Origin of the sequence: Arcanobacterium bovis (assembly GCF_004331995.1) — a bacterium.
GTDB lineage: Bacteria > Actinomycetota > Actinomycetes > Actinomycetales > Actinomycetaceae > Arcanobacterium_A > Arcanobacterium_A bovis.
Window position 1 is genome coordinate 1 of the sequence record NZ_SJDT01000009.1, and the last position, 18285, is coordinate 18285.

At 45.5% G+C, this 18285-nt stretch carries 23 protein-coding genes; 11 read left to right on the top strand and 12 right to left on the bottom strand.

Going from position 1 to position 18285, the window contains the following annotated elements; translation table 11 throughout:
- Positions 1-216, bottom strand: a 216-nt coding sequence (gene nrdH / locus EZJ44_RS08220; RefSeq protein ID WP_131282365.1) for a glutaredoxin-like protein NrdH, incomplete at its 3' end; no start/stop codon positions are given.
- Positions 217-662: 446 nt separating this feature from the next.
- On the opposite strand from nrdH (EZJ44_RS08220), the gene EZJ44_RS08225 reads away from it, so the two are divergent.
- Complete coding sequence (locus tag EZJ44_RS08225; protein WP_131282368.1) at positions 663-1172, top strand: DUF4192 family protein; 510 nt, start codon at positions 663-665, stop codon at positions 1170-1172.
- 119 nt (positions 1173-1291) lie between these two features.
- Here EZJ44_RS08225 and EZJ44_RS08230 read toward each other — a convergent pair whose 3' ends face one another.
- The 8 genes from EZJ44_RS08230 to EZJ44_RS08265 form a co-directional block, all read right to left on the bottom strand.
- A complete protein-coding gene (locus EZJ44_RS08230) occupies positions 1292-2077 on the bottom strand; it encodes a Fic/DOC family protein (protein ID WP_131282371.1) in 786 nt (261 codons plus the stop codon).
- Complete coding sequence (locus EZJ44_RS08235) at positions 2061-2246, bottom strand: antitoxin VbhA family protein (RefSeq protein ID WP_131282374.1); 186 nt, start codon at positions 2244-2246, stop codon at positions 2061-2063. Before EZJ44_RS08235 ends, EZJ44_RS08230 begins: the two co-directional genes overlap by 17 nt.
- Positions 2247-2278: 32 nt before the next feature.
- Positions 2279-2467: a hypothetical protein gene (locus EZJ44_RS08240; RefSeq protein ID WP_131282377.1), complete on the bottom strand. Its 189-nt coding sequence runs from the start codon at positions 2465-2467 to the stop codon at positions 2279-2281.
- A gap of 199 nt (positions 2468-2666) precedes the next feature.
- The gene (locus EZJ44_RS08245; RefSeq protein WP_131282380.1) at positions 2667-3536 is read right to left on the bottom strand and encodes a DNA adenine methylase; all 870 of its coding nucleotides are present in this window, start codon (positions 3534-3536) and stop codon (positions 2667-2669) included.
- Between the two features lie 22 nt (positions 3537-3558).
- Positions 3559-5106 (bottom strand): ParB N-terminal domain-containing protein, encoded by a 1548-nt coding sequence (locus tag EZJ44_RS08250; protein WP_131282384.1) that lies wholly within the window; start codon positions 5104-5106, stop codon positions 3559-3561.
- Between the two features lie 254 nt (positions 5107-5360).
- Positions 5361-5690 carry a glutaredoxin-like protein NrdH gene (gene nrdH / locus EZJ44_RS09000; RefSeq protein ID WP_338324615.1) on the bottom strand — a complete coding sequence of 110 codons (330 nt, stop codon included), beginning with the start codon at positions 5688-5690 and terminating at the stop codon, positions 5361-5363.
- Positions 5691-5804: 114 nt separating this feature from the next.
- Positions 5805-6107, bottom strand: a complete 303-nt coding sequence (locus tag EZJ44_RS08260) for a hypothetical protein (RefSeq protein WP_131282390.1) — start codon at positions 6105-6107, stop codon at positions 5805-5807.
- 62 nt (positions 6108-6169) lie between these two features.
- A complete protein-coding gene (locus tag EZJ44_RS08265) occupies positions 6170-7144 on the bottom strand; it encodes a DUF2971 domain-containing protein (protein ID WP_131282393.1) in 975 nt (324 codons plus the stop codon).
- Between the two features lie 337 nt (positions 7145-7481).
- On the opposite strand from EZJ44_RS08265, the gene EZJ44_RS08270 reads away from it, so the two are divergent.
- Genes EZJ44_RS08270 through EZJ44_RS08305 form a run of 8 tightly spaced genes read left to right on the top strand, consistent with a single transcriptional unit; the run spans position 7482 to position 13861 of the window.
- Entirely contained in the window at positions 7482-7868 is a 387-nt protein-coding gene (locus tag EZJ44_RS08270; protein ID WP_131282396.1) for a MobC family plasmid mobilization relaxosome protein, read from the top strand.
- Complete coding sequence (locus EZJ44_RS08275) at positions 7825-9240, top strand: relaxase/mobilization nuclease domain-containing protein (protein ID WP_131282399.1); 1416 nt, start codon at positions 7825-7827, stop codon at positions 9238-9240. The genes EZJ44_RS08270 and EZJ44_RS08275 overlap by 44 nt, the downstream gene beginning before the upstream one ends.
- Positions 9237-10292 (top strand): ArdC-like ssDNA-binding domain-containing protein, encoded by a 1056-nt coding sequence (locus EZJ44_RS08280; RefSeq protein WP_131282402.1) that lies wholly within the window; start codon positions 9237-9239, stop codon positions 10290-10292. The genes EZJ44_RS08275 and EZJ44_RS08280 overlap by 4 nt, the downstream gene beginning before the upstream one ends.
- A gap of 22 nt (positions 10293-10314) precedes the next feature.
- Positions 10315-10848: a PcfB family protein gene (locus EZJ44_RS08285; protein ID WP_131282405.1), complete on the top strand. Its 534-nt coding sequence runs from the start codon at positions 10315-10317 to the stop codon at positions 10846-10848.
- Entirely contained in the window at positions 10845-11126 is a 282-nt protein-coding gene (locus tag EZJ44_RS08290) for a hypothetical protein (RefSeq protein WP_131282408.1), read from the top strand. Before EZJ44_RS08285 ends, EZJ44_RS08290 begins: the two co-directional genes overlap by 4 nt.
- Complete coding sequence (locus tag EZJ44_RS08295) at positions 11119-11505, top strand: hypothetical protein (RefSeq protein WP_131282411.1); 387 nt, start codon at positions 11119-11121, stop codon at positions 11503-11505. The genes EZJ44_RS08290 and EZJ44_RS08295 overlap by 8 nt, the downstream gene beginning before the upstream one ends.
- A complete protein-coding gene (locus EZJ44_RS08300) occupies positions 11502-13184 on the top strand; it encodes a VirD4-like conjugal transfer protein, CD1115 family (RefSeq protein WP_131282414.1) in 1683 nt (560 codons plus the stop codon). The genes EZJ44_RS08295 and EZJ44_RS08300 overlap by 4 nt, the downstream gene beginning before the upstream one ends.
- Before the next feature lie 5 nt (positions 13185-13189).
- A complete protein-coding gene (locus EZJ44_RS08305) occupies positions 13190-13861 on the top strand; it encodes an HNH endonuclease family protein (RefSeq protein ID WP_338324616.1) in 672 nt (223 codons plus the stop codon).
- Between the two features lie 13 nt (positions 13862-13874).
- On the opposite strand, the gene EZJ44_RS08310 is transcribed toward EZJ44_RS08305, so the two are convergent.
- Positions 13875-14972 (bottom strand): XRE family transcriptional regulator, encoded by a 1098-nt coding sequence (locus EZJ44_RS08310; protein WP_165496156.1) that lies wholly within the window; start codon positions 14970-14972, stop codon positions 13875-13877.
- Positions 14965-15654: a hypothetical protein gene (locus EZJ44_RS08315; protein WP_131282423.1), complete on the bottom strand. Its 690-nt coding sequence runs from the start codon at positions 15652-15654 to the stop codon at positions 14965-14967. The genes EZJ44_RS08310 and EZJ44_RS08315 overlap by 8 nt, the downstream gene beginning before the upstream one ends.
- Positions 15655-16168: 514 nt before the next feature.
- Between EZJ44_RS08315 and EZJ44_RS08320 the strand changes: the two genes are divergently transcribed.
- Together EZJ44_RS08320 and EZJ44_RS08325 are read left to right on the top strand one after the other, a co-directional pair.
- Positions 16169-17173: a DUF6731 family protein gene (locus EZJ44_RS08320; RefSeq protein ID WP_131282426.1), complete on the top strand. Its 1005-nt coding sequence runs from the start codon at positions 16169-16171 to the stop codon at positions 17171-17173.
- A gap of 41 nt (positions 17174-17214) precedes the next feature.
- The gene (locus tag EZJ44_RS08325) at positions 17215-17658 is read left to right on the top strand and encodes a hypothetical protein (RefSeq protein ID WP_131282429.1); all 444 of its coding nucleotides are present in this window, start codon (positions 17215-17217) and stop codon (positions 17656-17658) included.
- A gap of 65 nt (positions 17659-17723) precedes the next feature.
- On the opposite strand, the gene EZJ44_RS08330 is transcribed toward EZJ44_RS08325, so the two are convergent.
- On the bottom strand, positions 17724-18285 hold a 562-nt coding region (locus tag EZJ44_RS08330), incomplete at its 5' end, for a type IV secretion system protein (protein ID WP_206661889.1).

Genomic DNA, 18285 nt, shown 5'->3' on the forward strand with positions numbered 1-18285 from the left:
TATTGCGTCACGGATGAGGTCTTTTCTGAATCCTGACCAGTGGCTGGTGCCGGAGAATACGACGGGGGCTGTGTGGTGTCCGAGTGCTTTGAGTAGGTCAATGTCGTGTGGGTTGCGCGTTAGATCGATTTCTTGATATGCAACACCTGCTTGATCGAATTCGCGTTTTGTCGCTGTGCATTGTGCGCAGTCGGGTTTGGTGTAGATGGTGATCATGATTGGCCTTTCATCAAAAGATTCTTGTCTTTTGATGCTTCGCGACCGTCAGCATCTACGTTCTTTTATTATCTCATAAAGCTGGATGTTCAGTGCAGCGGAATCGGATCATTTTTCTTTTGTTTGTGTGGTGCGCTTCGCGCGTGGATTGGACGGATCTTAGATCCGTGCCAGTGGTGCACGCTGTGCGTGCTGGGGGTTGTGTGTTCCGGCTGAGTTACCAGTGTTGCGATTGCGGATTTCGCGCAAGCGCTTGAGCGCCTGGGCAGGATTGGCTTTGCCCTGATCTTACCCACACTGCGCTAAAGCTGCGTATGGGTGAGTTCACCGCAGTCAATCTTTTTCTGCCCCTGCCCTACGGGTTGCACTTCATCCTTATCAATCGCGTTTCTGGTTTTTGTCAGCCGGACAAACAAACGTCCACAAGATAATCGAAAGGTTAGATCATGAGTGTTGAAGTTACCGATGTTGAGTCGTTCAAAACGGTTGTTGCACAGGCGTATAGCGAGCCGATGCTTGATGTTGAGAGCGCGGTTGAGTTGTGGAAGGTGTTGCTTTCTGACAAGCATGTGGGTGCACGTTGTCTTGGACAGGCGTTGCGTGGCTTGGATGATATTCAGGTGCGTGACTATGTTCTCGTTGCGGCAGTAACGGGAAGTGTGGATGTAGCTCTTGGCACGTTTGACGATGTGCTTAACGGGACGTGTGCTCAGTCTTTGAATGTCGCTTCTGTGGAACGGGCTATGTGCGTGTTGCGTGCTTGCGATAATTATCTTGATGTTGTGAGTGTCCCCTTGCATGGTGCGCTTGCTTATCTTGCGTGGTGGAGTGGTGATAGTGGGACTGCCGAGCTCGAAACCGAGCTAGCGTTGAATACGGACGCTACTTATAGTCTTGCGTTGCTTGTTCGCCACGCTTTAATCGTGGGACTACCCTCACCTGTTGCAGGCAATTAAGAGCAAATGTGTTTTGGGGGGACACCGAGTGGTGTCCCCCCCCTCAAAAAAACCTTTTACCACGTGTCAGGTGTGATATCGGGCGAAAGCTCGACAGGTACGGGCGGGGTTGGTTGCGTTCAGCGTCGTCTCCCTCTTCTTTCCTGTTTGGGCGGTGCCGGAGCGTTAGATCCATAGTTGGCGGTGGATCGGGTTTTATCGTTGACTTTCCGTGCGATCTTTTCGCTTACTCTGTTGTGTGAGTGATCGAGCGCTTCTGCAGTGTGTGTTGGTGAAACGTCATATATGCGGTTGTCGAGGTGGGATAGTCCATCGATGGGCGGTTGGAGCATCTGCTTAAACAGCGCTTCAAACGCTGTACCGTTAGCATCATTGAATGACCGTATTGAAGCGAGCATATAGTCATGTGTAGAAACGTTTCGCCATGATATTGAGCGGTGCGATACTCTTGCGATATCGTCGATAAAAGCTCGTTGTGTTCGCCCGTTTCCTTCACGGAAGGGGTGAATGTAGTTAATATCTGACAGTATTTCGCTTGCCTGCACAACGAACGTATCCGTAGCCACGCCAGGATCAAGAAGCCCACTGGACATAATTTTTTCTTTGAGCATGGTTTCAGCGGTGATGAAGCTGGTGGCGGCGAGAAAACTGCTCGATCCTTTTGAAATATTAACGGTTCGGTATTCGCCCGCCCATGGGTAGACATCACCAAACAAACGTCGATGCAAAGCACGTAAATGATCCATATCGAAAGTTTGTTTTACAAGATGCGATTCTAGCAGTTCACGTTGCACCCACGTATAGCGACGTTCAGCTTGTGCTAGATCTTCAGCATTATGAATGTTGAAGTTGTTGATGAGAATATCTGTACCAGGATACAGATATGGGTCAACGAAGGACGGCACGTTTTTCTCCGAAGAACAGTTGCTGTACCTCGTCTATATCGATTTCACCCTCAACGTATCGTGAGATGATGTTCAGTTCTTCGTCAGTGAATTGATATCCTTCGAGTTCTATCGAGAAAATACCTTCAGCAGCGCTGTTATAACGCTGCTCTCTCGTCCTTACATCCATATGTATGTCCCCTTGCTTCAAAAACTTCGTTATTAGGCATAAATCTTGCCACAAATATGTTCTTTCACGCTCTTAATGTATTGATCGATAGTGATCTCGTACTTTGCGAGCTTCAGCAATTGTGAGCGAACACGGGGTGACGGATGACAACATGAGGCAAGACGTTCAGCGCTCACCACTTCAGCTACGAGCTTCTCTGGGGTGCGTTTGTGAGTGTCCATATGTCCTCCTCAAATTTGTTTTAAGTCTACCACAGCACCCATTATGACCAAGACTTTTGCGCTAGAATACAGCATTTTAGCTGTATTTTGAGCGCTTGATTAAATCACTGATGTAATATTCATGAATATTCATTCTGCAAGCAGTGTTTTGACTTTAGTGTTCACTTGTTGAAGTATGTTTTGCTGGAAATTAGAGCGTTTAAGAGAGTTTTTCAATCTTGCTTTGTTTTGTGATTTGATAATCCGGAATTGCTAGGTTGTCGGAGAAGATAACTAACTCTCGGCCTAAATATTTTTTTTGTACTGAATATGGCAGTTCATATATGCCGCATCGAAGGTCTTTATATAAGCCTTGAGAAATTAATTTTTCTTCGTCATATGTTAAGATCCAGGGGAATGTTGCCGTGTGGAGTTTTTCTGAAAGTTTCATATGTGAGTCTTTCGAGAACTTGTTCAGGTATAGGCTTCCCCCTTGTTGGACGTAGGGTGGGTCAACATAAACGAATGCTTCGTTTCCTAGCTGGTTGAGGTGATCGATAAAGTCGATGGCGTCGTAACTAGTGATGTTTATTCGATCCTGGAAAGCAGCGATCCGTTCGATGCGTGCACAGAGTCGTTGGGCGTTCCATCGAGCATCTAGTTTCCATTCTCCTGATTGGTCTAGTCCGCCGATTGGGCGTGCGGTTAAGATTCCGGATCTGTTTGTTCGGTTGAGGAAGAATGTGGCAAACGCAAGATCAAATTCAGATATCGAATCGGGATGTTCAAACATATCTTTTTGTTTGTGCCATTGGTCGATATCGACGTTTGTTGATAAAACTGCGTCACATAAACGTTCCGTCGAGTTCATAACCGCGCGCCAGAATGCTGCGATACCGGGATGGATATCGTTAATTAGTAGACGGTCAATGATTCCGTCGTTTAGGAGCGTTAAACCAGCGCCTACGCCCCCGGCGAATGGTTCAGCGTATGTCGTGGGGACTGGGTTTTGAGCGGATATTATCCTGCTTAGAAACGGTGCAAGTTTTGCTTTTCCCCCAGGATATCGAAGCGGCGAGAGTATGTGCATATAACTATGATATTCGGTTCGCTTAATCATGGCCAGCGGAAAGTAGATCAGCGATAATCCTGTTTAGCAGCGGCGTGAATATTTCGCTTGCGTCATGTGCAACACCAAGACTTCGGGTGTATTCATAGTTATGTACACATTGGTTTAGTGACTTGACTAGGATACCGGAACCTTGTCCTTCTGTTTGCTCGTAAGCTCCAGCAAGATCACCACACTTCGCATTGGGTTTTCCAGCGTTTGGATCAAAAAATCCAATTGTTTTTCGAACCTTCTCCCGAAGCTTGTCATTATCCTTGACCCGTGGATTTTTTACCTTTTCTTGTACTTCCTTTCTGTGCGCGTCAACGAAGTGTTCAACTACGACACGGGCAATAATTGCAGCAATTAACGATGTTTCGCGAGAGATAGTGATTTCCTTTGCTTGACGGAGAAGATCACTTAAACGACCTGGTAAGTTGTTCTTAACGGCAACACCGTAGAATAATTTGTTTGCATTGGAGGGACGTGGATCGTCTTTCCGTTTCTTTCCATTGCGACCTGTTTGGGATTGTGGATTTGAATGCGAGCTGGATGTGTCCCTATGAGAATTTTCTGTTCCCATTCCGGTGTTTGGAGCTTTAGCATTCGTATCGGCGGTACTAGTTTTATTGTTTTTATCTTGCGGTTGAGATTTTCCTGACGAGGTAGTCGGCCCGTTGCTATCTTGTGGTTCTCTCTTTGAATTTAATCTGTTATTCAACTGAGTTTCTATCGACCGAATCCATTCAAGTATCGGATCTTGGTTCATCCGTGAAACTAATTGTCCGCGGAATCCTTCAGAACCAGTGGAAATTTTTCCTGTTGCAACGTCGCTCAGAATTGCAAATAGTAAGTCAGAATTTTCGGTTGCAAATTTTTTGAATTTGGCCTCGTTCTCGGCACTATCTTTAATGGTGATACCAAAATGTTTTTGTACTTTTTCAGGAAAGACACGGTACAGAGTCGTGAATTGCCGCTTCCTTTCAATTGACTCGAGGACTTTAACCATATCGGTGTCGGAATGAAAACTGGATTTGATCCATCTGCTTATAAGCAACGGACGCGATGGCTTTTCACCGTTCTTTTCTTCAAAGCGCTGCTTATTGGCAGGAGTCCAGTGACGTACCCCAGTGTTTGGATCTGCGGTATGGCGTCGCCTGATCCAAATATTTGCTTCGTCGCGAGTTGCGGCAACGACGACGTCGAGTTTGTCAGGAATTTTTTGTGCCGATTGGGCAGCATTGTGGATCTTCTTCTGGTGCTTGGACAATCCGTAGCTGAAAGGTGCGTGTAACCATTTTAGAGCTACGAGACGACGGTTGCCTTCAAGTACGATGTATTGTGATTTGTTTTGAGTCGCGATCACGATGGGTAGCTCGCTTGGGCTAAGCCCATTGCGCGCAATGTCGCATGCTAGTTCTGCTATATCTTTTTCATGATTGTCTAGCAAGAGTTGTAGTGCTTCAGTTTGTGACTGTGCGTCGACATCGAGGCGCGGGTTTTCTGGATCAAATATTAAATCAGAAAGATTAACTGTTATTGTACCCGTCATGACTTCTCCTCGACATTAAGGTAAGCATTCATTCCATCACTCACAATGATTGCAAAATTTACAACTATTATAATATGCGAGATTTTCAAATTTGGTGAGTGTTATAGAAAAGGGTCAATATTTAGACGCTGAGGAGGATCGCTAATAAGTTGCGATTGTGGGCAGCAGTTGACTCATTACTACTACTCACAATCGTGGGTACGGCAACGTAGCTTTAAAAGCAACTTGTGTCGAGTTATCGGTGCTCCCGAATATTAGCGGATTTGCGAGCGTGCCGCGGCAGGGTCTTTAGATCGTGATTCGTGGGTGGGTTTGGCACATATTTTTTCAACAATGCTGTCTTTTGTGTGTTCCATTTGTGTGTTACGAATAGCGCTCTTGATCAATTCTGGGCGGAAGCCTGACCAGTGGTTGAGTCCGGAGAAAACTACTGGCACTTCCCTATATCCCATTGCTTTGAGTTGTTCGACTGCTTCGGGGTTAGTGTCAAGGTTGATTTCGTTGTATTGAACGCCGGATTTATCGAATTGGCGTTTGGTTGCTGCGCATTGTGGGCAGTTGTCTTTTGTGTAGATCGTGATCATGATCGTTTCCTTACGTGTTGAAAGTTTTCTTGTTTCAACACGCTTCGCGATCGTCAGCGCGTTACATAATTATATCAATGGATGGCTTGTCCTTGTTGGAGAATTAACTGTCGTTTACCATTGGGAAACGGTGTCTTCAGGCTTAGTTTCTGACTGATTTTCTGGTTCTGGTTTATGGACTGGCTTTCTTAGCAAACGAATAACACTATCGCTTGGATTGAGTGAGGATAGGAGTTCAGTTTTTGATAGTCCTGCAGATAAAACTTCGTCACGGATTGTGAGTATTTCTTGTTCGAGCGCATCATACTTTGTGAGGAGCTTTGTAAGTTTTTTGAACGCTGTCTTTTGTTTCTTCAGCTCTGCTTCGCGAAGAGAAAAGAAGTCCGCTGGAGTATTTTTTGTTTCAGTCATTGCCATGCTTTCTTTGTAGAAAATTCATTCTTTGACGGAAACTCTGCACGGTTAGTATATCAATTACATTATGATTGCAATGGTACTGCAGAATTATCTAACCTAATATAATTTTCCGGTTTTGACATAGGTGAAGGAGGAATGATTCCCCCAACGACGTACCCCTGCTGACTCAAAAATATTTTCCATCCTTCCTGTCCAATGTTTTGAGGTCCGAGTAGCACACAAGTTAGCGAGGGGATCTTGGGTATGCCAGACGTCGTGCCGGAGTCAAACAGTTTCGTTTCTACATAAGGAATAAGACGATTATTTTTTACGCGAAAATCTATTTCTGAGTAGCCATCACTTGGACAAGACGAATTCACTGCTCTAACTGCTCTCCATTCGCGTTCCGATGCGAAAATATTTGATTTGACAAAAGCGCCTTCTGTCTCCAGATACTTTTCAAGTATCTCTTCCGCCGATTCGGTACTAACGAGCATTCTTTCCCATATTTCTTTACCTAATTCCCGATCGTAACGGTTACAGTAGTCGACTTTGCTTAATTTGAAACCATGTTTCTCAAAAGTTTCTTTAAGACATGTTATGTTGAATCCTAGAGCAACGCCGTTACCTTTTCCGTATCCATACCACTGGTTCAAAGAGTCTCGATCTTCGGAAAAACAGCACGCAAAAGCGTGCAGTTTTGATTCCTTTTGGTGCAGAGCACGAAATGGTCTTGTTGACCCGCAAACACGCTTAATTGCTGTTAGTGCTCGTATTTCATCCGGAGAGTTAAATTTTTCATGAAGGAATACGGACTGTAGAGAATATGAATTTTCGCCATTATGAACAAGTCTAATAGCCTTGTCGTTACCTTCTTCGTCTACCGAGAGATATTTCCTTATAGATTCGCCTAAATAATTTTTCGGAAAACGCCCCTCTTCGGCATCGTTCATCTCGCCAATCATCGAAGCGTGTAATGTGCCTGTTTTGATTATGTTCATTGCAGCTTCTATAGAGGTGTAGTGCCATAAAATTTGAGGCTCTTCTGATTCTTTCATTGTAGATATTCTCGTTTCGTCGTCGAAAAATTGTTTTGTTTTTGTAGAAGTTTACAACACAAATTATTTCTTCTTGGGCGTGCACACTTGTGTGCACTTTGAGCAGTTTTCGGTACGAAAACTGCGTGAGTTTTCCGAAAATATTTTCGGAAAACTCATTGAAAAGGACACGCGCAGCGTGGCCAATTTATGCTCCCGTAGAACCACCCTCAGACGTGGGTCTTTAGTCCTACGTGAGTAGGGTAGCAAGATTAGCAATTATCCGTACAAATGTACTTTCTAATTGCCCGCCTTTCGGCTAGAATGGGAATACCCAAACCCGTTACTAGGAGGAGTCGTGACTAAGTCACTGTCTCCCCGGGGAGTTGAGAAGCAGACACGAAAAGAGTTTCGTCTCTCGCCTGCTGATTGGGACATGATCGCGCGCCGGATGCGTGCAAAAGGGCAGAAAAATTTCTCGAAATTCGCCCGTGAACTTTTGACAACTGGTGTCATAAGTGTCTCGTATCAGCGCACACTTTCTGATTCTTTAGAACGGCATTTGTCTGCGATTGGGAACAATATTAACCAGATTGCTCGCCAGGCTAACACGAATAATATGGCGACGCATGAGATGGTTAATGAAGCTTATGCATTGTTGACTGAGATTCATCGCGCGGTTTCCAACCTTGGAGATAACAATGGCAGTAGTGGTGATCGGCGATCCGATAACGGTGACGCTTAAAGCAGCCATCGAATACATCGTCAATCCGACTAAAACTAACGGTGGGATTATGACGAGTTCCAATTGTGGAATTCCTTCTATTGCTGAATCTGTCCATCGTGGTTTTGAACGCACGATGGAAGCTGCAGAAAATGACCGCACGGTTGGAAGACCGGGAGTTGTTCTTGCCCATCATGTCATCCAAGCTTTTAAACCCGGGGAAATTACACCAAACAAAGCCCATGATTTGGGTGTGGAATTTATCGAAAAGATTCTTGGAGGGAACGACGAATACGATTATGTGATCGCGACCCACGTTGATCGCGACCATATTCATAACCATATTATTTTTAACCCGATCAATCGAAAAACGTTGCGTCGGTATCGAATGCCTCCGACAAACGTTTATAAATATCGGAAGGTTTCTAATGAGATAACAAGACGTGAAGGACTATCTGTCACCCACGAGTTTGGTGAAGGGTTCAAGAGTTTTGATTCAAAAGCACTTGGAGATATTTATGCCCGAGCCCGGGGAAGAAGTAATAAAGCAAAACTTGAAGCTCTTATTGATGAAGCGTGTAGAAATACTTTTTCGTGGGAGTCCTTCACTGAGTCTATGAAAGAAATCGGTGTGGAGGTGTCTTTCAAAGGACAAAGCGTCCTGTTTTATGCGCCCGATATTCTTCGACACAAGATACGAGGCAAAACTCTTGGTCCAGCTTATACGGAGACTGCTCTCATGGCTCGCCTTGGCCGGCAAAGCCTTGTCGAGTTTGTTGTGCAGCCATTCTTAGTGAAGAAGATGCACACAGATCAATACCGAGTAAGATTGCCGGGCTCACGCCCACCAGCATATATAACCGTTGATTCTCATCATCTGAATAATCACGGCACACATTGGCGAATGTACCTACCCGAAACAATGCAGACGTGGACGACAGATGTGTATGGGCAGATCCAAAAAGAAGTAAAAACACCTGAACTGTTTAACTATTTTAACCGCACCGATCCACTTTCGCAGGCAACAATCAAACCGCACCAGGCTAACCGTTTACAGCGTGGAAAGTCTGCTGCACAGCAACGCTATTTCGCTTCTGTTGATCGCCGTGTCGATCAATTACATAAGCAAACTCAGTGGGTCAACCTCCTTACTCAATACGCGCAAGCAGACGATCCTAGCGAGTTTTTACGAGATCTTCGCTCTCACACCGAAGATCTTGTGCGCGAGTTAAACACCGCAATCATCGAACGGCAGCGTGGTCATGACCTTGGCAGCAACACTAGCGACCTTGACCAACGTATTGATTCTCTTGGCCAAGAAATACGCACATTCAAAGCCTTCTACAACGAACAGACACAAACCCCAGACCAGTCGAAAGGACACCAACGATGAGCAAAGAAAAAACTGTTGATCCTCAATGGATAGAAAACCAGCGCAACGAACTTGCAGCCCTCCACCAGCAAATTATTGATGGAGTAGCAAACATAACCAGTGGCGAGGAATGGAAAGCAATGCTGTCCATGATGGCGAAAATGCCGACATATTCCTTCAACAACATTATGCTCATTTTGCAGCAAACAAATGGTGAAGCAACCATGCCAGCCTCGTTCACGTTTTGGAAAACGGTAGGCAGAAGCGTACGTAAAGGCGAAAAAGCGCTCCGAATCTTTGCCCCAGTCATCAAGAAAATGCCCTTCAACACGTCTACTCAAGAATGGATTGAGAAAGACGAAATCGTCGATCCTGCAAACATTATCTGGCGAAAGAAAGTAGTGGGATTCAAGCCAGCGCCCGTGTTCGACGTTGCGCAAACAATCGGTGCCCCTTTACCGGACGTACAACCAAAACTACTTTCTGGCGGTGTACCTGAAGGACTCAAAGAAGACCTCGAACACATCGCCTACACCTTGGGATACACCGTCTCCTACGTCGATCCGTCGCTCCTTCATGGCGCAAACGGGGTAACAAAGCCAAAAGAAAAAATAATCCACGTCCGCAACGACGTCTCAGACGCAGCAACCGTGAAAACCCTTATCCACGAAGTTTCCCATGCACGCATGCACGGCGATCTCAAAGACGGTGAATATGTTGAGCACCGTGGCTTGTACGAAATCGAAGCCGAATCAAGCGCATACATAATCGCTGCCGCACACGGACTCGACACCTCCCAATACTCTTTCCCTTACGTTGCTGGCTGGTCACAAGGAGACACCGAGCAAATCATCGAAACTGCCGAGAACGTTTTGAAAAATGCCCAGGACATACTTCAGCACACAAACCCAGCCGTGCTGCAGCGCAAAGAAATAATCAATGAGCTTGCCAAAGAATCAGACACCTTGTCCACACCTACCAAAACCCACGAGGCTATAAATAAATCTCAACCAGCTTGCAATTCCCGAGATCCGTTCCCTGCACCCGCACGGACAAGCCGATCAACACGATAACAACAACAGTAAGGAATTCCCCATGACAATCATCAACATCGAGCAACTCGCTGAAACTATCGTTACCTCCGCCAGCCGTGGTGTCGTGCGCGTCAGTGCAAAGGTCTCTTCTCTAGGGTTACGCGGACTTTCCCAGGTCATGAAAATTAGTGCCCAAGAAGTTAAGAAACTTCCCCATGTTCCGGGATCACCCGATCACGGCAAAATGACGATCAAAGCTCTACAGAAGAAAACAGGCGGTGATCTACACGCTCAACAACTCGATCAATCATTGATCAAAGATATCCAAAAAGACTTGAAAAAACGAGGAGTGGATTTCGCTATTGAACGTGGCCATGACGGACACACCTACATTCACTTCAGCGGAAGCGACACTGACGCTATGAGCCACGCCATCGATCAAGTACGAACAAAAATCGATAAAAAAATCGAAGCGAAACGCAAACCACAAACTCGCGCCGACGTCACAAAGAAGATTGAAACTATCAAAATCAAGAAGAAAACCGAACAACCCAAGCTTGAAAATCCAGCCATGAGGAAAGGACTATCACGATGAACCGTATCGCTATTGCCGGAGAAATCGTCGGAATCGTACGTCAAAATATCGACGATAATGACACTTTAACGTTAACCTTTTCAGTTCACACCTCAGACCCAAACCTCACAACACCAGTCAAAGTCACTGGCAGCCTTGCCGAACATCTCTTAAGTGAACACATTGGTCAGGGAGCACAAGTACTTGTTTTTGGATATATCGAAGGTAACGATCCAGGCGTATATATCCTTGCTGATCGAGTGTCCATTGACTTCTTTGTTGAGGAAGACCATGACTAATACCCTGTCATACTTTCGCGATAGCCCGGACATTAGCCAAGTGCAGCTCGCGTCCGGGCTTGGATTCAACCTTCAGAAGACAGATTCCAACCCCAGATCGAATCCTGCGTGGCGCAGAATGAGCATCAAACCAACTGTTAAAACGATTGTTTTGAACAGCCCAAACCTTATCTGCCACTCCTCTGCCGATATTCTCCTAACGCTATGGAAGCCCTTGTTGATAGCACGGCCGGATATGCCAGCGTCGCTGGCTTCGCCGGATGTGACAGCAGAGCCAGCCCCAAGCCTTCATCCGCAAAACCGGGGCGATATCGCAGCAATAATCAGTGCTGTTGTCGAACACCGCAGGAAGAACGAAACGAAAGCAGATAAGAAATGAAACCCAAATACCTCATAAACATGATCATTGTGGTTGCCGGATTCTATATCAGTAATAAGCTCTCGTTCCAGATCCGGTCAGGAATCGAATCGAGATGGCCGCCGGAAATGATCCTCGACCACGCACTCGATGACTTCACCAACCTTGGCCAGATCTCTTTCCAGCAAACCGACATACTTATTGGACTAGCTACAGCGTTCATTATCGCTTTGGTTATTTTGGCTCAAACCTTCGGGAAAAAACCTCGCCGAGACGGCGAAGAACACGGATCCGCCTCCTGGGCGAGCAGACGCGATATAAAACCCTATCGGGATCCGAACCCGGTCAATAATATTCTCTTTACGAAAACCGAAGCACTCTCCCTCGATAGCCGCCGCACTCAACGCAACCTCAATGTTCTCGTCGACGGCGGTTCAGGCTCTGGAAAATCACGTTATTTCGTGTTTCCTAACCTCTGCCAGGCCAATACTTCCTATGCCGTAACCGATCCGAAAGGTGAACTATACAGACAGGCTGGAAAATATCTTCAAACCAAAGGATATAAAGTACGGTGCCTCAACCTGGTCGATTTTTCCCAATCTGAGCGGTTCAACCCTCTCAAATATTTCAGTGATCACCAACCCGAAGTAGATGCCACCGTCCTTGTTGAGAACATTATTTCCAACACGAACGGAACCAACACAAAATCTAGTGGCGATTTTTGGGAGAAAGCAGAACGCGCTCTCCTTAACGCGCTCGTCTCCTACGTATTCTTCACCAAAGGACACACCGGCACGCTCATCGACGTCGTTGATCTCCTTGCTCAAATGCAAGCATCCGAAAACGACGAAACCAAAAAATCCGACGTCGATCTAACCTTCGACGCAGTCAATGACCTCATCGACGAATACGACACCGATCCATATAAAAATGAATGGGGTCAAGAAGCCGTCGAGGCTGTTAACGGACTACGTTTCGCAGCCTCGCAATATAACACCTATACGCAAGGCGCTGGCGAAACCAAGAAGAGTGTCATCATTTCATTAGGTGTACGCATGGCACCCCTGCACATGGCCTCCATGCGCACACTATTATCTGAAGACACCATTGAGCTCGATAGAATCGGTCAAGAAAAAACCGCGCTATTCATGATCATTCCAGACACCCACGCAGCGTTTAACTTCCTCATCTCAATCTTTTACGAGCAACTATTCGAAACCAACATTTACATAGCCGACCACACCCCTAACGGTCATTTGCCCGTCCACGTTCAATGCCTCATGGACGAATTCGCCAATATCGGACAAATACCGTCCTTTGAAAGGAAGATTGCCGTCATGCGCAGCCGCGGAATCTCCACCGCAATCATCATTCAAAACATGGCACAAGGCAAAGCCCTCTACAAAGATTCCTGGGAAACCATCGTCGGAAACTGCGACTCATTCCTCTTCCTTGGTGGTACCGAAAAATCCACCACCGAATACGTGTCCAAAATGCTTGGCAAACAAACCATTGCGTCACTTGACCACTCCCAATCTAAAGGACGCAGCGGATCCTGGAGCGAATCAGAAAGAACGCTAGGCCGCGAACTACTCACACCCGACGAAATCGGCCGCCTCCCCGCAAAAGAATGTATTTACATCCTTCGTGGCATCAGACCATTCAAATCGCGCAAGCTGGACGCGCCAAACTTCGGATGACGACCATGAAAAAACTCCTGACAACAATTCTTACAGTTGTACTAGCAGGTGGAGCTGCTTTTCTACTTTTGCACACCCCGCAAACAACCAATAGTAATCGCCAGCATGATAGCGTGGCGGCGTCTCAAAGTGATGCACTGACGACGCTTAATTCTCTGACGGTTAAAGGACGTGCACCGAAAACCGGATACAGCCGTGCACAGTTTGGCCAAGCATGGGCTGACGTCGATCACAACGGCTGCGACACCCGTAACGACATTCTTAAACGTGACCTCACCGACGTCACTGTGCGCAAGGGTGGCTGCGTCGTCCACTCTGGACGGCTTGTAAGCCCATACACCGGTGAAACAATAACCTTCCGGCGGGGAAATCAAACATCAGAACTCGTACCGATCGATCACATCGTAGCGTTGTCCGATGCATGGCAGAAAGGCGCACAGCAACTCTCCTTGGATGAGCGTACTGCTTTGGCCAACGATCCACTCAATCTCTTAGCCGTGGATAAGGCGTCGAACACACAGAAAAGTGACGCCGACGCCGCCACGTGGCTACCACCGAATAAATCCTTCCGGTGCGATTATGTTTCCCGGCAAGTCGCCGTGAAAGCTAAATATCGACTGTGGGTAACACCTGCAGAAAAACAGGCGATCACCGAAGTGCTTCAAAGATGCAGTTAAATGGGTATACAAATCACACAAGACGGAGTTTGACCGGAGCAAGAGTATCAGAAACTGGTAATTTCGGTAAATCACTATTCTCCACACCATGCACCTCAGTGTTCATAGTCAATGAATGCACCTCGTCTAATGGACATGCAAGGTCTTTTGCGATTGCGGAGCAACTTCTGTCTGGTATCGAGGAATCCAATACCACACGAAAAATTCGTGATTGTTCGAACGGCATTGAACTTCCTGGTTCTCCTGCACGAAAGCCCTGTTGTGAAAGGGTCTTACACAATAAACGATAATTCCAATCGGACAATCTTCCTGATTCGTGCAAAGCATACGTAACAGCCATCGCTGACATTCCAAACGCATGTTTGTAGTTGAAAATATCAGCAAGTTTTGGATTAAGTACTGTATGTTCTAACTGGGCAATTTTTGGAAATAGGAACTCGGATGCGAAGGCATCAGCTTGTTTTTCTCGTTCCGACTCTGAATCTATGTTGGAACTCTCATGAAGAACGAGATGCCCGAGCTCGTGCGCAAGGTTGAATCGGGTACGTTCTGGTGTTTTTAAGCGGGATACAAAGACATACGGAGTATGGCGAAACCAAAATGACACAGCGTCAATTGTTTGTATATCTGTTGGAAGCCCCAAAACGCGAATCCCATGCGATTCACACAGTTGAACAAGGTTAGGTAGCGGTTTAGTTCCTAGATTCCAAGCTCCTCGAAGTACCGTTGCTGCAATCTTTGGATCCATGCCGGCTAAATCTGGCAAAGATGGTTGAGGAATACTGAATCTGTCCTCGATCCATCCGACAAGTTCTATGCCAAGCTTTGTAATCGAAACAGCCGCTTTTTTTTCTTTGGCACGAGTACTTCGTTTCGACCTAAATTCAACGTTCTCAACACTGACGTCAGGAGTAGAACTTTGAATGAAAAAATCTTCTGGGAAATTAAGAACATAAACAAGATCACTCAATCGCGAGCTAGGAGCGCCCATCAACTCATAATTGGTGACAGTACGTATGTCAACGCCCAATTCACGAGCGAGCTCACCTTTCGTAAGGTATCTTCTTTCTCGCGCGGTTTGAATCCTACTTGGAGAAAGGATCTCACTCATTGAACGGGATAACCTCGAAATCAACATCGCCACCACCAATATCCAGGGGTCGTGCTTTGACATCATTAGGCACATACGGGTCAAGAATAATGCGTTGCTTCCAGCCACTAAATTCGCCGTCGCTAATACCTACTGGAAGAGACACTTCAGCACGAATTTCATGTTCGTCTCGATGGTAGAGGAGCACCCAAACTTCACCATGAGTCGGATCTTCGCTATCGTTACCAAGAACGCGAATTAGTTCGTCAATACCATCTAAAGCAGGCTGTTCACTAGACTGACCATGAAGTGCGTGAGCAACTTTTCCTTGCTTTCGCTTTACTTGTGGAAAGCCATTAGTCATACCAGTATCGGCGGTTCCTGCTGCAAAAGATAGGATAATACCCCGCTTCTTATTGCGCATAAGAGGCTTAAGCTTAGGATCGTCGTATTCCCAAGACTCGGTATCCATGTTCGCAAGACCGGTGCGAGTAACACCGACGGTTGTCAGCCATCTTTCGAGACCAGCAGCGGTTTTAGGGTAGAAACTAGTTACTTCTTGGGAACGCGATTCAGCAACTTGGATCGCTTCAATCAACACTTGCGAATCAATGCCAAGGTTCTTTAGTGCATGAATTGCTTCGTGATCCTGATAAATTTTGACAGCTTCATTATTGTGCAATTCGTACTGAGCCGACAACATAATTAAGTTCCAATCTCGAAGTTACATCTCCTCACATTTTTGCTCAAAATAGGAAATTTTGCAATTCTTCTTCAGAACCATTTTGGACTTAACTCTCTTAATCATCCTTTTCCGACGAGTGCTTTGGCTGTTCGTCCGGATGAGAGTATGAGGAAGATGAAGAATATTGGTGCGATGACTAGTTGTGGGATGGATTTAATGAGTGTTGCGGTAATATTTTGGCCATCAAGCGTGAGGGGTTGCATGGAGTCTATTTGGAAGAATGAGTAAATGGCGAAACAGAGGATGATGGCCACGCCGTGCAAAACGACAGATCCGTATTTGTGTAAGTATCCGATAGTAATTCTCCATATTTTCAAAAGAATCGCTCATATTGAATCGTGTCGTAGATATCTATCTACAAAATAATACCTATTGCAATAGAGCAAAAAGATAATGAAAAACTTAAATATATTTATCGGTTCATTTATAATCGTTTGACAAGAACAATAAATGGATAAGCCAAGGAATTTTCATGCAAAAGAAAACAATTACACGAACAATAAAATATTGGGCCTTAGTTGACGCCGAAACAAGAGAACCCTTCCCATGCGGCAAAGAAGAACATGCCCCTCAATGGAACGATTACTTCCAACATTACTGTGGCGAAATTGTTTCGAAAATTATCGATCACCGCGAGATTACTGGCAAGGTAGTTGATATTACCGAAATTATCAATACGATTAACATCGATGCTGCTATACCTAGTTTTGCCGACCTGATTAAGTATGGGATTGTTATATCCGCGGATAAAGACTACATACCGAATCAACATGATGGTATTCATGGAGATATCCAGCCTGTAAAACTTAATGACGGCTGGAACGCTATCGACAATACATTCGTGTGGCATCTACCTATCGGAAACTTTATTGCCATATTAGGCGAAAACCAATCATCAGTCCGAGCAACAAAATATGCAGCATGGCTAACACATTACCTTCGTCAACTGCCCGCAGAAATGAACATCGATAAAAACAAGCAGCTTGCGGTTGTGCCGGTTTATGAAAAGGAAATAAATCGCCGAATACGGGAAGCACACTCAGCAAAAAAGATTGAAGTGACGTTCCCTGTTGGCGCAAATACTGCTAAAAGTACGAACATCTTTGACTCGGCAGGCTTCATATTTTCAGGAAAAAAAGAAGATGAGCCATATCAGTATCTTGAAGCAAAAATATCCATTAGCGTTAAGCGCGGAAGATCGAGCTCCAAAGATGAGCAAAAAGTTCTAGAGCTTGTTCAAGCGACAGTCCACGATTTGGAGAACATTGACTCCGCAAAAGCAAAAATCATAGACTCAAACGGTGTCACAAGGGATTTAGACCTTTTTAACGAACATCTCACAACTAAAACCAGCATCCTGCTTGGAGACGAACAAACTTCACCCATTTCAATCACGGGTGATGCCGTTTTTCCACAACTCATTAGAGCGTTTTCTAAAGATTTCGATTCTTTAAGAGGGGTGCTGGATTCTCAATAATCATAAAACACGCAACGTGTATTATATGTAAAGGACTTTCAATGAAGAGAAATAGCGCATTCATTCGTTACGTAGTATGTTCTGCTTTGGTATGCGGACTTCTCTCTTTCCTATTTTACAAGACCATTCCTGCCAATGGTAATACCGCATCAGCAGCACTAACAAACTTGGCTTCTGTTGGAGGGATATCAAGCGGATTATCCTTTGCAGGGCTTTCAATTTTCACCCTGAATGGAACATATCAGAAAAAAGTACTGGATAAGCATGGCAAGCTCGTACGCAATATGCTTTTCTATATTCTTTTTTCGATCATGATATCCTCTGTTTTCAGTGCAATTGCCGTGGTCTGGATCAATTGTTCGTGGATAAACAAAGTCCTAGCTGTACTTGTATTTATTATGCTTGAAGGTTTCTATTTAACATTCCGAATCATTTTTACCGCTTATGAATGGGATGCAACCCCAGAATCAAATACTTATTTTTAGCCATCGAACGACCATCTAAACCTTTTCACGTAACAGCAAAGGAGACAATGCTCTGGTAATCCCCATTATCCTTCTCCGACGAGTGCTTTGGCTATTCGTCCGGATGAGAGTATGAGGAAGATGAAGAATATTGGTGCGATGACTAGTTGTGGGATGGATTTAATGAGTGTTGCGGTAATATTTTGGCCATCGAGGGTGAGGGGTTGCATGGAGTCTATTTGGAAGAATGAGTAGATGGCTAAACAGAGGATGATGGCTACGCCATGTAATACCACTGATCCGTATTTGCGTAAGTATCCGACGGCAATACTTTTTGTTTCTTGATGGCCAAGGAATGCTACCGGTAGCGTGGATGCGGCTGTAAGGATATATAGCTCAGCAAAGCGCACAAAAACAAGAATGCTCACGAGCACGCTGCCTGCCAGGCTGATGAGCCAGGGAACGAAAAGAACAATCACGCACAGGAATGCTCCTGCAGTGTTCATGTCTTGGATCGCGGACTGTACGTCTGGTGGTAGTTCACGTACTTGTGGGTTGGCTGCTTGCGGGGCAATGGTGGTGATTCCTTTAATGATTTCTTCACCGATTGCGTTCATGACGCTGAGTATCAGGTCAATGTGTTGGATT

Coding starts and splice junctions, on each gene's coding strand:
- EZJ44_RS08225 (WP_131282368.1), top strand. CDS start 663: ATGAGTGTTGAAGTTACCGATGTTGAGTCGTTCAAAACGGTTGTTGCA.
- EZJ44_RS08235 (WP_131282374.1), bottom strand. CDS start 2,246: ATGGATGTAAGGACGAGAGAGCAGCGTTATAACAGCGCTGCTGAAGGT.
- EZJ44_RS08240 (WP_131282377.1), bottom strand. CDS start 2,467: ATGGACACTCACAAACGCACCCCAGAGAAGCTCGTAGCTGAAGTGGTG.
- EZJ44_RS08245 (WP_131282380.1), bottom strand. CDS start 3,536: ATGCACATACTCTCGCCGCTTCGATATCCTGGGGGAAAAGCAAAACTT.
- EZJ44_RS08250 (WP_131282384.1), bottom strand. CDS start 5,106: ATGACGGGTACAATAACAGTTAATCTTTCTGATTTAATATTTGATCCA.
- nrdH (WP_338324615.1), bottom strand. CDS start 5,690: ATGATCACGATCTACACAAAAGACAACTGCCCACAATGCGCAGCAACC.
- EZJ44_RS08260 (WP_131282390.1), bottom strand. CDS start 6,107: ATGGCAATGACTGAAACAAAAAATACTCCAGCGGACTTCTTTTCTCTT.
- EZJ44_RS08265 (WP_131282393.1), bottom strand. CDS start 7,144: ATGAAAGAATCAGAAGAGCCTCAAATTTTATGGCACTACACCTCTATA.
- EZJ44_RS08275 (WP_131282399.1), top strand. CDS start 7,825: ATGGCAGTAGTGGTGATCGGCGATCCGATAACGGTGACGCTTAAAGCA.
- EZJ44_RS08280 (WP_131282402.1), top strand. CDS start 9,237: ATGAGCAAAGAAAAAACTGTTGATCCTCAATGGATAGAAAACCAGCGC.
- EZJ44_RS08285 (WP_131282405.1), top strand. CDS start 10,315: ATGACAATCATCAACATCGAGCAACTCGCTGAAACTATCGTTACCTCC.
- EZJ44_RS08290 (WP_131282408.1), top strand. CDS start 10,845: ATGAACCGTATCGCTATTGCCGGAGAAATCGTCGGAATCGTACGTCAA.
- EZJ44_RS08295 (WP_131282411.1), top strand. CDS start 11,119: ATGACTAATACCCTGTCATACTTTCGCGATAGCCCGGACATTAGCCAA.
- EZJ44_RS08300 (WP_131282414.1), top strand. CDS start 11,502: ATGAAACCCAAATACCTCATAAACATGATCATTGTGGTTGCCGGATTC.
- EZJ44_RS08305 (WP_338324616.1), top strand. CDS start 13,190: ATGAAAAAACTCCTGACAACAATTCTTACAGTTGTACTAGCAGGTGGA.
- EZJ44_RS08310 (WP_165496156.1), bottom strand. CDS start 14,972: ATGAGTGAGATCCTTTCTCCAAGTAGGATTCAAACCGCGCGAGAAAGA.
- EZJ44_RS08315 (WP_131282423.1), bottom strand. CDS start 15,654: ATGTTGTCGGCTCAGTACGAATTGCACAATAATGAAGCTGTCAAAATT.
- EZJ44_RS08320 (WP_131282426.1), top strand. CDS start 16,169: ATGCAAAAGAAAACAATTACACGAACAATAAAATATTGGGCCTTAGTT.
- EZJ44_RS08325 (WP_131282429.1), top strand. CDS start 17,215: ATGAAGAGAAATAGCGCATTCATTCGTTACGTAGTATGTTCTGCTTTG.